General features: G+C 46.1%; 11 protein-coding genes and 4 tRNA genes. 2 read left to right on the forward strand and 13 right to left on the reverse strand.

Going from position 1 to position 15,574, the window contains the following annotated elements:
* Positions 1 to 8: 8 nt before the first annotated feature.
* From FYJ73_RS09890 to uvrA, 3 genes are all read right to left on the reverse strand, one after another.
* Entirely contained in the window at positions 9 to 1,160 is a 1,152-nt protein-coding gene (locus FYJ73_RS09890; RefSeq protein WP_154534562.1) for a hypothetical protein, read from the reverse strand.
* 112 nt (positions 1,161 to 1,272) lie between these two features.
* Positions 1,273 to 2,157 (reverse strand): glycosyltransferase family 2 protein, encoded by an 885-nt coding sequence (locus FYJ73_RS09895; protein ID WP_154534563.1) that lies wholly within the window; start codon positions 2,155 to 2,157, stop codon positions 1,273 to 1,275.
* Between the two features lie 19 nt (positions 2,158 to 2,176).
* The gene (gene uvrA / locus FYJ73_RS09900) at positions 2,177 to 5,020 is read right to left on the reverse strand and encodes an excinuclease ABC subunit UvrA (protein WP_154534564.1); all 2,844 of its coding nucleotides are present in this window, start codon (positions 5,018 to 5,020) and stop codon (positions 2,177 to 2,179) included.
* A gap of 252 nt (positions 5,021 to 5,272) precedes the next feature.
* Here uvrA and FYJ73_RS09905 point away from each other — a divergent pair, with 252 nt between their 5' ends.
* Both FYJ73_RS09905 and FYJ73_RS09910 read left to right on the forward strand, forming a co-directional pair.
* Entirely contained in the window at positions 5,273 to 6,994 is a 1,722-nt protein-coding gene (locus FYJ73_RS09905) for a bifunctional metallophosphatase/5'-nucleotidase (protein WP_154534586.1), read from the forward strand.
* Positions 6,995 to 7,018: 24 nt separating this feature from the next.
* A complete protein-coding gene (locus FYJ73_RS09910) occupies positions 7,019 to 7,642 on the forward strand; it encodes a tetratricopeptide repeat protein (protein WP_235899313.1) in 624 nt (207 codons plus the stop codon).
* Here FYJ73_RS09910 and FYJ73_RS09915 read toward each other — a convergent pair.
* From FYJ73_RS09915 to glgP, 10 genes are all read right to left on the reverse strand, one after another.
* Positions 7,632 to 8,435: a gliding motility protein GldB-related protein gene (locus FYJ73_RS09915; RefSeq protein ID WP_419471147.1), complete on the reverse strand. Its 804-nt coding sequence runs from the start codon at positions 8,433 to 8,435 to the stop codon at positions 7,632 to 7,634. The genes FYJ73_RS09910 and FYJ73_RS09915 overlap by 11 nt on opposite strands.
* Positions 8,436 to 8,607: 172 nt before the next feature.
* Positions 8,608 to 9,186, reverse strand: coding sequence for a 4'-phosphopantetheinyl transferase superfamily protein (locus tag FYJ73_RS09920; RefSeq protein ID WP_235899316.1), 579 nt, complete (start codon positions 9,184 to 9,186; stop codon positions 8,608 to 8,610).
* Positions 9,187 to 9,220: 34 nt separating this feature from the next.
* Positions 9,221 to 10,561: a gliding motility-associated protein GldE gene (gene gldE / locus FYJ73_RS09925; RefSeq protein ID WP_154534566.1), complete on the reverse strand. Its 1,341-nt coding sequence runs from the start codon at positions 10,559 to 10,561 to the stop codon at positions 9,221 to 9,223.
* Positions 10,562 to 10,575: 14 nt separating this feature from the next.
* A complete protein-coding gene (locus tag FYJ73_RS09930; RefSeq protein ID WP_154534567.1) occupies positions 10,576 to 10,983 on the reverse strand; it encodes a single-stranded DNA-binding protein in 408 nt (135 codons plus the stop codon).
* Between the two features lie 57 nt (positions 10,984 to 11,040).
* On the reverse strand, positions 11,041 to 11,589 hold the full coding sequence (locus FYJ73_RS09935; protein WP_154534568.1) for a hypothetical protein: 549 nt from the start codon (positions 11,587 to 11,589) through the stop codon (positions 11,041 to 11,043).
* 32 nt (positions 11,590 to 11,621) lie between these two features.
* Positions 11,622 to 11,694, reverse strand: a tRNA-Gly gene (locus FYJ73_RS09940).
* Between the two features lie 19 nt (positions 11,695 to 11,713).
* Positions 11,714 to 11,797 (reverse strand) — tRNA-Leu (locus FYJ73_RS09945).
* A gap of 29 nt (positions 11,798 to 11,826) precedes the next feature.
* Positions 11,827 to 11,908, reverse strand: a tRNA-Leu gene (locus FYJ73_RS09950).
* A 27-nt stretch (positions 11,909 to 11,935) separates the two neighbouring features.
* Positions 11,936 to 12,008, reverse strand: a tRNA-Gly gene (locus tag FYJ73_RS09955).
* Positions 12,009 to 12,897: 889 nt separating this feature from the next.
* On the reverse strand, positions 12,898 to 15,459 hold the full coding sequence (glgP, locus tag FYJ73_RS09960) for an alpha-glucan family phosphorylase (protein WP_154534569.1): 2,562 nt from the start codon (positions 15,457 to 15,459) through the stop codon (positions 12,898 to 12,900).
* Positions 15,460 to 15,574: the final 115 nt, after the last annotated feature.

Below are 15,574 nucleotides of genomic sequence, written 5' to 3' on the forward strand. Positions count from 1 at the left end.
ATCAGCGATTATCTTCTTCCTCTTCTACGGGAAGTTTTTTTAGCAGTTGGCTCATTCGCGCTTTCTTTCATCCTCTGTATGGCGGCATCGACATGTTCAGCCGCTTCTTTCCATTTCACTTGGGTCTGCATGGGATCTAACCGCGCGACACGGTGGAAAGCATTGCTTGCATTCACAAGGCAGATGTAGATATCACTGTCCTTCATCGCCTTTTCTCCGGTAACAGTGTTGCTGTCTGTCCTGCTTTGCAAATCCTTCCCCCGTAGTGCCAGCGCCTTCTCTCCCCAGCAGATACCAATATTGTAGATGACCTGCACCTGCGTACTGTCAATTGTATCGGCTTTTTCCAAAGCCACGATGGTTTCGTCCCAATTGTGTTTTCGCATATTTATTTCACCCCATAATGACCAGATATTGGCATTAAGAGAGTCTTTTGCCAGTTCGTCTTTCGCGAAATTCTCCAGTTCGCCTTCATGGCCTGGCCTAGAAAGAAAATCGGTCAAGAGATGGAAATAAGCCGCATTGCCCGGTGCGTTATCATGCAAGGCCAATAGAGCCAACTCATAACGCGAAGAATCGAGCGGTGTGCGCATGAGCTCACGCATGCAGTTGATCTTTATCTCTGCTGCATCCTCAGCCATATTGGAGTCATTCAAAGCAATATCGGCATAGCGGTCGGCCTCGCGGAAATGTTTCTCGCCATAAGCCAACAACGAAGCATAATAGGAAACCACACCGAGATAAGCATCTTGCTGTTTATCGGAAATACGGAACAGAGGCGACGAATGGGTTTGCAGATAGAGATGGAAAAACTTGAGCGCCATAGGATTGTCATGACGCGCATAATACATCATACCACCGTCAATGAGGTGCTGTCTCTGTGTTCGTAACAACTTGAACAATTGCTTGCGGTATCGTGGCTGGGATTTCCCTTTTTTATTGGGCAACGCGTCGATGGAGTCACAGACCAATGCCAACGAAAAGGACTTGTAGAGCAACTGATAGTAAGTGACAGAATCGCGTGTCTGCTCCATTTGTGGAACCAGACGGGTAACTTGTGTATATAACTGATCAGCCGAAACTTTCTTGTCCTGAGATGTGGCGCAATAAGCTACGGCTATGCTTGCCAGTTGTAGAAATAAAAATGCAATGAGTCTCATTTTGCCTGATCTTTTTACATCTTCTATTTTGCGAAGATAATATAAAAAAATGAGAATCAGAAGGAAAGGGATAAAGATTTATAAGTTGTTAAGGTATTCTCTTCTTGGGAGATTATGACAATTGATTGAGCAATAAGTACAACTTATAAAAGCGCAGAGCCACCAAAGAAGGACGTGAAGACAGAAGATTCGCTCTGAAACGGTTACGCAACAAAGAAAGTATAGGAAAAGCAAAACGCGACAAGACGCCACCAACAGCACTGTCGGTCAAAGACAACAGCGAAGAATAGCCTTTGAGTTCTTCACGGAAAGAGACTAAGACCTTGACAGAATCCTCTATCTTTCTGATATAGGACGCATTGCTTTCGAATCGGTCAAAGAGCACCGGATTATCTATATGCTCTACCAGCATTTCTTCTTTCTCGAGATGCATACCAAATATCACGTCCTCATAGCCATAGTACCGGATGCGCTCATCAAGCGGGTGACGCAACAAGAGGTCACGGGCAACCAAGGTATTGGACAACTTGAAGTTGCGATAAGGAGCCTTTTGCCTAACCTTAGCAGACTGATACGGCTCAGACTGCTTCTCATAAAGGTAACGCAAATTAGATGCCACACCATGCCCCACTCTATATCCGCCACAGCAGGCGCAAGAGTGAGGATGCTCTGATATGAAAGCAACATATTGACGGATATAATCTTTCTTCACTATTTTTAAGTCAGCATCGATCATCAGCAACCATTGTCCAAGGGCTTCCCTCACCAATGCGTTGCGGATGGCTGCCCGCCCATGATTGCCCCCAGTAAGCCAATAGCGGCAATGAGGCCATGTGTTGATCTGGCGATTGGCATCTATCGTCTGCAGATTTGTGGATCCGTCGTCTCCTACTATCAGCTCCCACTCCAAACCATGTATATCACGACACTGCGCTGCCACAGCATAAGCTAAGGCCACACAGTCGTCGTTGAAAGTAGGAATAAGAATAGAAATCATGTCAAACACAACTTGGGGTTTAAGACAGTTTTTCCTTGAGATACTGCCCTGTCACACTCTGCTTGCAGGCCACGACCGTCTCCGGTGTACCTTCACAGATGAGTCTTCCGCCTTGGTTGCCACCATCAGGACCCATGTCGATCACCCAGTCTGCACATTTGATGATGTCCATGTTGTGCTCAATGATCAAGACAGAATGACCACGTTCTATCAAGGCGTTGAAGGATGCTAGAAGTTTACTGATATCGTGGAAATGGAGTCCCGTGGTAGGTTCATCAAAGATAAACAAGGTAGGATCCTGCTTCTCCTGACCAATGAAATAAGCCAACTTTACTCGCTGGTTCTCACCACCGGAAAGCGTCGAAGAACTCTGTCCCAACTGGATATATCCCAAACCGACATCAGACAAAGGCTGAAGCCGCTTGACAATAGTTTTCTGACCATTTGTTCCAAAGAAGTCGATAGCCTCATCTACGGTCATATTGAGCACGTCAGTGATGTTCTTGCCCTTAAAACGGACTTCCAGTACATCTTTCTTAAATCGCTGACCATGACAAGCTTCGCACTCCAAGGTAAGATCTGCCATGAACTGCATCTCCACCGTGATATAACCGGCACCCTTACATTCCTCGCATCGTCCTCCCTCGGTATTGAAAGAAAAATATTGTGCGGTGAATCCTTGCTGCTTTGCCAAAGGCTGTTCGGCAAAGAGCTGACGGATAGCGTCATAGATTTTGAGATATGTGGCAGGGTTGGATCGTGTGCTCTTGCCGATAGGGTTCTGGTCGACAAACTCCACGTGGCGTATATCCTGCCAGTCGCCTTCCATCGTCTGGAACTCGCCTGGCGCATCCGTCACTTCACCCAATTTGCGCTTCAAAGCCGGATAGAGGGTATCACGCACCAGAGACGACTTGCCGGAACCGGAGACACCGGTTACCACCGTCATCACATTAAGCGGGAAGCGGACATTGACACCACAGAGATTGTTGGCCCGACAGCCTTTCAGTTCGATCGACTTGGTCCAGGAACGGCGAGAGGATGGCACTTCGATTGTCTCTGTCCCTAAGAGATACTGCAGCGTATGGCTACGAGGATATTTCTCCAACAAGGCTTTTGCCGTGGCAGCATCTACATCACGTGGCACTTTGCCTTCATACACTATCTCGCCGCCATGTTGCCCAGCGTCAGGACCTACATCGATCAGCCAGTCGGCTCCGCGGATGATATCCTCGTCGTGCTCCACGACAATAACTGTATTGCCCAACTTCTGCAACTCTCGCAACACCTTGACAAGTCGGGCCGTATCGCGACTATGCAGTCCGATGCTCGGTTCATCAAGGATATAAAGGCTTCCGACCAAGGAGGATCCTAAAGAGGTAGAGAGATTGATACGCTGACTCTCACCGCCTGAGAGCGTATTGCTCTGTCGGTTGAGCGTAAGATAGCCAAGACCCACATCGCACAAGAAGTTTAGGCGCGACTGGATTTCAGTGAGCAGACGTTTGCTGACCTGACGCTCATGGTCGGTGAGTTCAAGATGCTCGAACCAGTCTTTGAGGTTCTTCACAGGCATCTCCACCAAGTCCACAATGCTGCACCCGCCTATCTTTACCCAAGTGGCTTCCTTACGCAGACGGGTACCATGGCACATGGGACAGACGGTCTTGCCACGATAACGACTCATCATCACACGATACTGGATCTTATACTGATTTTCCTTCACCATGTCGAAGAAACCGTCGATGCAGACAGCGTCAGACCTGCGCTCACCGTTTTTCTTTCTGTCGCAGGGCAATCCGTGCCACAGCATATCCTTTTCACGCTGTGACAATTCAAAATAAGGCTTGAAGATGGGAAAATCATATTGAGCCGCCCGGCGGCAGAACTCTTCCTGCCACCACTTCATTTTATCACCATGCCAACACTGCACACAGCCTTCATAGACCGACAACGAAGAGTTGGGAATGACAAGACCTTCGCTGATGCCGATGACAGAGCCGAAGCCCTCGCATGTGGGACAGGCTCCAAGCGGTGAGTTGAAGGAGAACATATTATCGTCGGGCTCTTCAAAGGTCATACCGTCTGCCTCGAAACGCGAAGAGAAATCGTAACTCAGTCCAGATGGAAGAAACACTACCCGACAGGCACCGTTGCCCTCATACATGGCAGTCTCTGTGGAGTCGACCAAACGGGCTATCATGTCTTTCTCATGTGACACGCTTGTGCGGTCGATCACCAAGAACATTTCTTTCAGCGCAGTGGCCAGTGCCCCATCTTGCTCTTGAAGCAGATCCTCAATGCGCAAGATATCTGTACCTTTCATCAGTCGGGTAAAGCCTTCTTTTAAGTACATCTCCAACTGCTCGCGACCCGTACGACCCTGAGGAATCACCAGCGGCGAGAGGATCATCAACTTCGTGCCGTCGGCAAACTCCCACGTCTTTTGCACCACATCTTCTGTGGTATGCTTCTTGACCTCCTGCCCTGAAATGGGGGAAAAGGTTTTGCCAATACGGGCGTAAAGCAGACGTAAATACTCATAAATCTCAGTAGAAGTGCCCACTGTGGAGCGAGGATTCCGGGCCGTCACCTTTTGCTCTATAGCAATTGCCGGGGGCAAGCCTTTGATGAAATCACACTCGGGTTTACTCATACGCCCCAAAAACTGCCTGGCATAGCTCGACAAGCTCTCTACATAGCGACGCTGACCCTCGGCATAGAGCGTGTCAAAAGCCAAACTCGATTTTCCAGAGCCAGACACACCAGCCATCACAATAAAAGCGTTACGAGGTATACGCAAATTGATGTTCTTCAGATTATTGACCCGAGCTCCTTTGACTTCTATATACTGATCTTCCATACTTATCTAATACAAAACGATGCTTGAACAAGATTATATTCTATCTCTACAAAAGTACGCATAATATTCTAAATGCACAAATTTATAATCGTGTAAAAATACTATGTCCACATTTATTGGCTCTTTAAAGAACATTTCACATCGATTCGAGCAATGTCTCAAAGAATTTGTGTAAGTTTGCAATAAAATTATGATTCAACAATGAAAATACAACGATTCTCAAGCTATCAACACCATCACCGGCTGATAGGAATGGTATTCTTTTTATTACTTTGCTTACAAATGAACACGACCTCTTTTGCCCAAAAGCGAACTGTCACTTTGAAGATAGTGGAAACCAGCGATGTGCATGGTTGCTTCTTTCCACATGACTTTATCAACAACAGCGATATGGCAGGTTCACTCGCACGTGTGAGCACTTTCTACAAACAGTTGAAAGGTCAGTATCCGAAAAGCACACTGCTGCTTGACAACGGTGACATTCTGCAAGGGCAGCCGATCAACTACTTTTCAAATTTCGTCGATACCCTACAGCACAACATTGCGGCTGATGTCGTCAACTATCTTGGGTATGACGCAGAGACGGTTGGCAATCATGATATAGAGACAGCACATTCCTGTTTTGACAAATGGGCCGGCGAACTGCACTGTCCTCTGCTCGGTGCCAATGTGATCAACACGGAAACGGGCAAACCATATTTCAAGCCCTACACCATCATCACGCGCCAAGGCATACGCATCGCCATCTTGGGACTTCTCACACCAGCCATCCCCAACTGGGTGGAACAAACGTCATGGACGGGTATGCGGTTTGACGAGATGGTAAGCACCGCAAAATATTGGATGAACATCATCCGCCAGCAGGAGCACCCGGACGTGGTCATCGGACTCTTCCATTCTGGTGCTGAGGGCGGTATCACCACTCCTAACTATGCGGAAAACGCTTCTTTGGCTGTCGCAAAAGAAGTCCCTGGCTTCGATCTGATTCTCTTTGGACATGATCATACCCGACACCAACTAATAATTAAAAACAATTTGGGAAAGGATGTGCTGTGCCTGGATCCGGCAAACAATGCGCAGACGGTAGCTGTCGCAACACTCAACTTGCAAAAAGAAAAAGGGAAATGGACAGTGAAGGAAAAGCAGGGGGAATTGGTGGATATCAGAAATTACGACATCGACCAGGACTATGTGAAGCATTTCGAGCCTTACCTTCATGAAGTGAGCAACTTTGCCAATAAGCAGATTGGCAACTTTGCCCATACAATCTATACCCGGGATAGCTTCTTCGGCAATAGTGCCTTCAACGATTTCATATTGAATCTTCAAATCAAATTAACCGGTGCTGATATTTCTTTCAACGCGCCGCTGACATTGAATGACAGTATCAAGCAAGGTCCGATCTCTGTTCGGGACATGTTTAAACTCTATAAATATGAGAATCATCTCTATGTAATGAGACTCACCGGCAAGGAGATCAAAGACTATCTGGAGATGAGCTATGATCAGTGGGTTAATACAATGGCGGCTCCAAGCGACCATCTCTTCCTTCTGGAATCCTTTAACACAGGATCGAACGAGCGTGGCCGTTTCAAGAATTTCATCTTCAACTTTGACGCTGCAGCCGGCATTGATTACAATGTAGACGTCAGAAAACCCAATGGCCAAAAAGTCAACATTCTGAGAATGAGTAATGGAAAGCCTTTTGAAGAAGACAAATGGTACAACGTGGCTATCAACAGCTACCGTGGCAATGGCGGCGGACAGCTGCTGACACTGGGTGCCGGCATTCCACATGACAGCTTGAAATCAAGAATCGTTTGGCGCTCACAACGTGATCAACGGTATTATTTCATGAAAGCTATTGAGGAGATGGGGACAGTAGATCCACAACCCAATCATAACTGGAAATTCATACCGGAAGCATGGGTTAAAGAGGCAGGAGAAAGAGACGCCAAACTCATCTTCAAATAAATCCCCTAACAACGTATCGTCAATATGTTTAGGGATAAAAAAAATCTGTCCTTCGGCCGGTCATTCATCGTAATCATGCTGATGATCACGACGATGTTACCTGCCGAAGGACAGAATGCTGTTCAAAAGAAAACAGACAGCCAACAGTTGGGCTTTGCCATTTCCTACTTCCAAGGTGGCAAGTATCATGAGGCAAAACTCATCTTGCAAAGATTGGACAAGAGCTATCAGCTCAATCCGAGATTCAGAGCTTATTTGGGCGTATGCTATTATTATGATCAGGAATACGAGCAAGCCACGAAATGCTTGGATTCTGTCATTCCTCAGTTACAAGCCTTTGATCCACAAGAACTGTCGTTTTACTACTATGCCGACGGGGAGAGCTATTTCACATTAGGCAAATACTCTCAAGCCGCCCCACTCTACGCCCAAGCACAAGCACGCTGTCATGAAGACGAAAAAGCTAAGATTTATTATCGTTTAGGACTTTGCTACTCCTTTATCAAACAATGGTACAAGGCATTAGACACCCTTCAGAGTGCGCTTGTTTACTATCAACAATACCAACCACAGGAAAAAGCAAAGATTGCGGAAATCCGCAATCTGATATTTGCCTGCTGTTATGAGATCAACCAGCCTACTTCATAGCACTGTAATCATCACTGGCCAAAAGCTCCTGGTATGTCACAGAAGGATGCTTGTGCATATAGCGGTCAACAATGGACACATACGTAGAACGGAAAAAAGGCTTCCCCAATGCTTTGTTGGCAACCCACATGACTTTGCCCATATGCAAATCCTTTTCCAACTGAGTACGCTGGTCATAGTTTGCCATCGGATACAGACTCAAGAGATAAAAACTCAAACAGTCCGGTACAATATTACTACGCCCCATGGCTGAAAGTTGCTCCTTAGAAAAACCGAACTCCTTGTAAACGGGGTATTTCGCTCCCATGTACTTATCAAGAGAGATGCCGATCAACTTGTCTCCTACCACAATGCTCTGATCCAAAGCACCTATCTGTGCATAAACACGTGGCACCGGCATGTCAGGCAGCCAGTCTTTCAATTGCTGAAATGATTGTGACAACTCTTTGTTCAAGTCATCCATATTGGCATACTCCGACTCCGCATCGGTGATAATGGTCTGCAACGTGGAATCCTGATAAAAACGCAGAAAACGCTCATTGATATCATGATCACTCACCTCTCCAATCTGGAGCATCTTCTCTACAAGTGTACGTGTCTCAATAGGAAACTCTGTGTTCATCTGCTGGAGAGCAGAAAAATCTCCTGTAATCAGATAACGGCTTTCCAACCGGTCATAGCGCTCTATATGCACATGACTGGCATCATTATCATCATCGTTGGGCTTGAGCTTAAACTCACAACCCACACATAGCAGCATTGCCACGAACAATGCAAAATATATCTTCCGTATCAAAGAATGTAGTCTTTTGTTGTTAACGATCTCTTCTTTTCAAGTAGAGGGATATGCCCCTCTCTTACATTTGCAAAAGTACTAAAAAATATTTTTTTATCCAAATATAAAGCTAAAAAAAACAAATAAAACTTTCTTTTGGGAAAACACAAGACTGATTTTGATATATTACTTACCTAAAATCTAAAAAAGAATAGGTAAGAACATAATCCGGAGTGAGTTCATAATGAACGGTCACTACTTCTTTCGTTTTAAGGACATCCACCCTGACAGCACCCCGTACCGCATCCGATGTATGGCGTTTTTGTTCAAAAACAGTATCTATATCTGACTGAAGGGTATGCAGACGCATGTCGAAATAATCAAGTTTCTGCTCAGAACACAATTTATAGACGGTTTCCTTTGCACTCCAGTTGATCAATTGCTGTGCCAGGGTGGCGCGCTGCTCGTCTTCTCGTATAAATCGCTCCACAACCTTGCTCACTCTGTCTGATGAGTATTCTATATCTATACCCACTTGATAATCATCCGAAAGGATGACTGCTACCCATCCGCGTGTATGACTGATGCTGATAGACCAACCCTCGAGCAGAGGCTTGCCAGAGGACTCGTGGCCTATCACCAACTGGTCATTCCCCGTCATGGCACTGAGAAGCGCATAGACGCAAAGCTCTTCTTTCAATCTCTTCTCTGAACGAAAAGCCAAGTCTAAACCCTTTGGCTTTGGCAACTGAGCAATACTCTCTGTCATTTGCCATAGACCAACACAGATACCCCGGTGCGGTTCAAAGATCTTTTTTAGTGGCATCGTGCTTCTTATCGTGAACCGTTACTTTCACCCGACTGATGCGACGACGTTCGACACCCATCACCTCGAAAGTGAAATTGGCATAATCTATCTTTTCATGCAAACTCAGAAAATCACCTTTCAACTCCAAGAGAAGACCGGCCAATGTATCGGCATCACCGGCAACATCATCGAACACATCATCGTCGATCTTAAGAATTTTGCAGAAATCACTCAACAATGTCTTGCCCTCAAACAAATAGGTATTGAAGCTCAGCTTTGAGTAGGTCTTCTCTTCCTCATCATACTCGTCGTTGATCTCACCTACAATCTCTTCGAGAATGTCTTCAAGCGTCACCAAACCACTCGTTCCTCCAAACTCATCGACAACAATGGCAATGTGAACCTTGTTGGCTTGAAACTCTCTCAGCAGATCATCGATTTTCTTGGTTTCTGGAACAAAATAAGGAGGACGGATCAGACTCTGCCAACGGAATGAGGCCGGCTTGGAAAGATGGGGAAGCAAATCCTTAATATACAAGACACCACGAATATTGTCATCATTGCCTTGAAAAACAGGTATACGACTATAGTTGTTGTCGACAATGCACTTAAGAACATCATCAAAAGAACTGCGAATGTCAATGTCGACAATATCCTGGCGGCTTGTCATGATCTCTTTAGCCGTCTCATCCCCAAAGCGGATGATACTTTGCAGCATGCTTTGCTCGTCCTTGATCTCATTCTTATCGGTCAACTCCAAGGCTTGCTCCAAATCGTCTTTGCTCAATTGACGCTGCTCCTTGGGTACAGCTTTCTCTGCAAGACCACCACTCTTGATAAGCAAGGTTTCCAAAGGCCAAAACAACTTTCTTAGAAAGAAAATGCCTCCAACGACACGACGGCAAAAAGCCAAAGGATTTTGACGACTGTAGACCTTTGGCATGATCTCTCCAAAAAGCAGCAAAAGGAACGTCAACAATACTGTAATGCAAAGAAACTGCAGCCATTGAGCACGGAATTCGATCAGTGACCCAAAGATGTAGTTACAAAGCATGATAATCGTCACGTTGACGAAATTGTTGGTAATGAGTATCGTGGCCAACGTACGTTCAGAATCCTCGCGCAGCAACTCTATATTGGCATCTTTAACACTTTTCTCGGGATTCAACTCTTCCACGTCTTGTGGCGAGAGACTAAAGAAAGCTATTTCGGAGCCACTGGCAAAAGCCGACAACACCAAGAGAATAGCAGCCAAGACAGCTGCTATGCATACGCTTATCGTAATCGGATGGAATGCGATAAGACTATCAATGTTTTGTAATTCAGACAAATCCAACTATCTATCAATTATTAGAAAGGAAGTTCTTCGTCAATTCCTTGCTTAGGACTTGCCGGTTTTGTTGCTTTGGACTCTTCTGCCGCTGGTTTGGGTTTGGGCGTAAGGAGCTCCAAATTTTCCACCTGAATCTCCGTGACATAATGACGGCGCCCCTGCTGGTCATCGTAAGTGTTATACCGCAGACGCCCCTCAACATAGAGTTTGTCACCCTTATGAACATATTGCTCCACGATCTTGGCCAGCTGCCGGTAGAAAACCAAACTATGCCAGTCGGTACGGTCTGGAACCTTTGTTCCGTTTTTTAGTACATAGCCACGCTCCGTCGTTGCCAAAGTCACCTTAGCAACACATTGGTCAGCATCGTAATACCTCACGTCGGGCTCTTTACCAACGTTACCAATCAACATCACCTTGTTCATAATATGGCAAAATAGTACTTACATACAAACCAAAAACACATCGCCGAAAGATGTATGTCACTTCCAGCGACCTAAATACTTAAAATTGAAGTTCTTGCCCTTGGCAGAAGGAAACTGGCTGCGATGATCCACACGGTCACGAAGATGCTCGACAATGCGATTATAGCAATCCTGACCTGACACTGCCTTACAACGCGCCACAAAACGTGTATCGCGATACTCATGCTTGCCTGTTGAAGGAATCATCACGACACGCTTGAAGTTCAACTCTCCCTCATACCAGCCTTCGCGCTGATAAACAAGCTTGTTGATCGCATTCTCTGCCATTTCACGGCGCTCGGATACCTGGCCATTGGCAGGGCGTACAGCCTTCTTTTGCTTGAAATCAAGCATTGTGGCGGCAGTGGTCTTGATAATGATGAAATAAACATGGGCGCGAATCTTATAACGCTTAGGGAAAAACACGTCACTAGCCGCATATTCGCGAATGTCTGCCTCCATTTCAGGGGTAACATCAATATCGTCTATACTACGCAAAAAAGAGATAGCATCATCGACATTGGTTACCAATGTTTCACTATTAAAATATCTAAGATATAAATTCATTGAATGGATGTTGTTTTTCAAAACAAAAAAAGAGCGGCAAACGGGACTCGGACCCGCGACCTCGACCTTGGCAAGGTCGCGCTCTACCAACTGAGCTATTGCCGCAACACAAAAAAAATACAAGTGAAGAGGAGGAGACTCGAACTCCCACGACATAATTGTCACTACCCCCTCAAAGTAGCGCGTCTACCAATTCCGCCACCCCTCCAACATGTAATCATATTCTGAATAGATTAGTGCCCAGAACAGGACTCGAACCTGCACGTCGTTAAACACACGCACCTGAAACGTGCGCGTCTACCAATTCCGCCACCTGGGCATAAGTAGATCCTATTCAAAATATTTGAGCGGCAAACGGGACTCGGACCCGCGACCTCGACCTTGGCAAGGTCGCGCTCTACCAACTGAGCTATTGCCGCATTTTCTTACTCTTTGTTAGTTGTAAGAAGCATTCCCCTGAATGCGAGTGCAAAGGTACTGCTTTTTTCCGAACCTGCAAACTTTTCCTATCTTTTTTTTCAAAAAATCACTATAAAAAATAGTTTTTCTCTTCAACTGTCTTTGTACACCTTATTATATAATATAGGCTTTCTCCTCTGAGAATCTCTTCTTACTCCTGCTTGTCCTCATTATACTAATAAGCCTTATGTCCAACATAAATATCAAACAAACCAGCAATAACACCCAAAGCAAAGTTCGCGAAACCTTTTTTATATATTTTTATAACGAAACAACCAGCCATAATTGTCCTTGTATTCGCTCCACTTGCTTTTTTCTATAGTATTCTCTTTTTCAGACAAGATACAAATAATAGAGCGCAATACTCTTTTCCTACGAACTGGAATTGAAGTTGTTTCATGGTACTAAGTCGCCCCCCTTAGGGAAAAGCAACATGTTTGTGATGTTCCAACCATAAAATTCTGCTGGGATTTCTCAGGCTAACAAAAAATCTTTCGCTACGTAGATTTCAATCATTCCCTGCTTAACGAAAGACCTTTTGCTATAGCATTACAACATTGTGAACATAGCTTCGACACCACAAGAACATAGCTTCGACACCACGAGAACATAGCTTCGACACCACAAGAACACTGTTTCCGCCCCATGAAAGCAGAAGCTCTCATAGACTGCATGCTTCAAGGGATGGGGAACATTACATCGAACACTCTTGTCTCGTTATCTGTTTCCACTACTGAGACCTGTTGGGGACTTACGCCCATTAGCAGATATACATGGCAGTCAAACAAAAAGGCTGGATCAGCCACTTGTACTGATCCAGCCTCCGTTAATAGCTATAATTCAATTAAATTAGTCCAGCCACTTCACATAACAGAAGTCCTGACGATGAGGCAAATTGGCGTTGCTCGGGAACATGCGTACGCAGCAACGGAATGAGCCTGCCATCTCCGGCTCGATCGAGAGTTCAAACGTATAGTTATTACCCTCATGCTTCACCATCTTGAACGGATGTACACTGAGCACCTTGCGATCGGAAGGATCGGTCTCTGGCTTCAAGGTAACGAGCTCCAGTCCTACTGCATTGTCCAAGCCCTGCTCGTCAATGACATAACGGATCTTGTAGCTGACACCGGTTTCACCGCCATTGTCCAACACGCCGTCTTCCCTGCTGACCACATGGATGGAATCCCAACGCTCTGCTACGGTCTCTTTCCACAATGCAATCTCCTTGGCCAGACGGTTGTCGTTGGCAGAAAGCTTCTTGAAGCGGGCGGCCTCCTTGTTGTAGAACTTGCTATAGTAGTCGTCGAGCTGGCGCTTCATCGTGTAGTGAGGTGCGATAGTGGCGATAGAGTTCTTGATGACCTTGATCCAGTCAGCACTGAAGCCTTCCTTATTCTTATTGTAATACATCGGGATGATCTCGTTCTCAAGCAGAGAATAGATCGTGGCTGCATCGAGCTGATCCTGATAAGACTGGTTCTGATAGGTACGCTCCTGAGGCAATGCCCAGCCTGCTCCCTTGCGGTATCCTTCTACCCACCATCCGTCAAGAACGGAGAGGTTGACAACACCATTCATCTCAGCCTTCTCACCAGACGTACCGGATGCCTCCAAAGGACGGGTAGGAGTATTCATCCAGATATCCACGCCGGAAACCAAACGGCGTGCAAGACGCATGTCGTAGTCCTCAAGGAAGATGATCTTACCCAAGAACTCCGGACGCTGACTGATCTCATAGATCTTCTTAATCAAGCCCTGACCAGCACCATCAGCAGGATGTGCCTTACCCGAGAAGAAGAAGAGCACAGGACGGTCTGGATTGTTGACAATCTTGTTGAGACGGTCAAGATCGGTAAAGAGCAGGTGAGCACGCTTGTATGTAGCAAAACGACGGCAGAAGCCAATCATTAAAGCGTTAGGATTGATGCGCTCAAGAAGTGATACCACACGGGCGGGATCGCCCTGGTTGCGCAACCATGTCTGAGTAAACTTCTCACGGATATAGTTGACAAGCTTGTTCTTCAAAGCCAGGCGGGTGTTCCAGATCTCTTCATCGGGCACATTGTAGATAGCATGCCAAATCTGCTCATTGCTCTGATCGCTCATGAAGGTCGGATCGAAGTATTTGTCATAGAGCTCACGCCACTCTGTTGCTGTCCAAGTGGGGAAATGCACACCATTGGTGACATAGCCGACATGGTTCTCCTCAGGATAGTAACCGGCCCAGATAGGCGCAAACATCTTTTGGCTGACCCAACCGTGGAGCTTGCTCACACCATTTACTTCCTGACAGGTGTTGCAAGCAAAGATACTCATACAGAAGCGCTCGTTGTGGTCCTCAGGATTCTGACGGCCCATACCGATGAACTCATCCCAAGAGATGCCCAGACGTGCAGGATAGTCACCCATATACTTGCCGAAGAGTGCCTCATCGAAATAGTCATGACCAGCCGGAACCGGTGTGTGGACAGTGTACAGCGAAGAAGCACGTACAAGTTCCATTGCCTGGTTGAAGGTCAAGCCTCCATCAACATAGTCGACCAAACGCTGGAGATTGCAGAGAGCAGCATGACCCTCATTGCAATGATAGATCTGCTTCTTGATACCGAGTTTCTTCAGCGTCAGAATACCACCAATACCCAGGAGAATCTCCTGTTTCAGACGGTTCTCCCAGTCACCGCCATAGAGTGAGTGGGTGATCGGCTTGTCAAACTCAGAGTTCATGTCGTTGTCTGTGTCGAGCAGATAAAGCTTGATACGACCCACGTTGACACGCCAAACCAGTGCGTGTACCTGATAGTTGCGATAGGGCACATCAACTACAACCTGGTTGCCATTCTCATCCAACTCACGCTCGATAGGCAGTGAGTTGAAATTCTGCGCATCGTATTTGGCTATTTGCTGACCATCCATAGACAAGGACTGTGTGAAATAGCCATAACGATAAAGGAAGCCAACAGCACACATGTCGACATTGGAGTCGGAAGCTTCCTTAAGATAGTCACCGGCCAGCATTCCCAAACCACCAGAGTAGATCTTCAGCACCTGATTCAAACCATACTCCATAGAGAAGTAGGCCACAGAGGGACGCTTCTTGTCTGGTTTGACATCGATGTACTCGCGGAATTTCTTGTATACCTCCTTGACATTGTCCATCAGAGCACGGTCCTTGACAATGGCCATCTTCCGGTCATAGCTCAAACGCTCCAAGAGCAATACAGGATTGTGGTTTACTTCCTCGAAAAGGTCACGGTCAAGCCGCTTAAAAAGGCGACGAGCCTCATAGTTCCATGCCCACCACATATTGTGGGCCAACTCATCCAAGCATTTCAACTGCTCAGGCAAGCGTGACTTAATGTTGAGCTCCTTCCATTGAGGAGCATTAGCATAGTCTGCTTTGATCTTCATAACACTACAATTTTTGTCTAATTCTTAATAATTATCCTAATCCTTGAGCCTCAGCGATAAATGGCTTTTGGCTTTTGTACCTAATCTTTTGTGACTTTACCCTTCTACGGATGAC

It is taken from the genome of Hallella mizrahii (assembly GCF_009695775.1).
GTDB classification, from domain to species: Bacteria; Bacteroidota; Bacteroidia; order Bacteroidales; family Bacteroidaceae; genus Prevotella; species Prevotella mizrahii.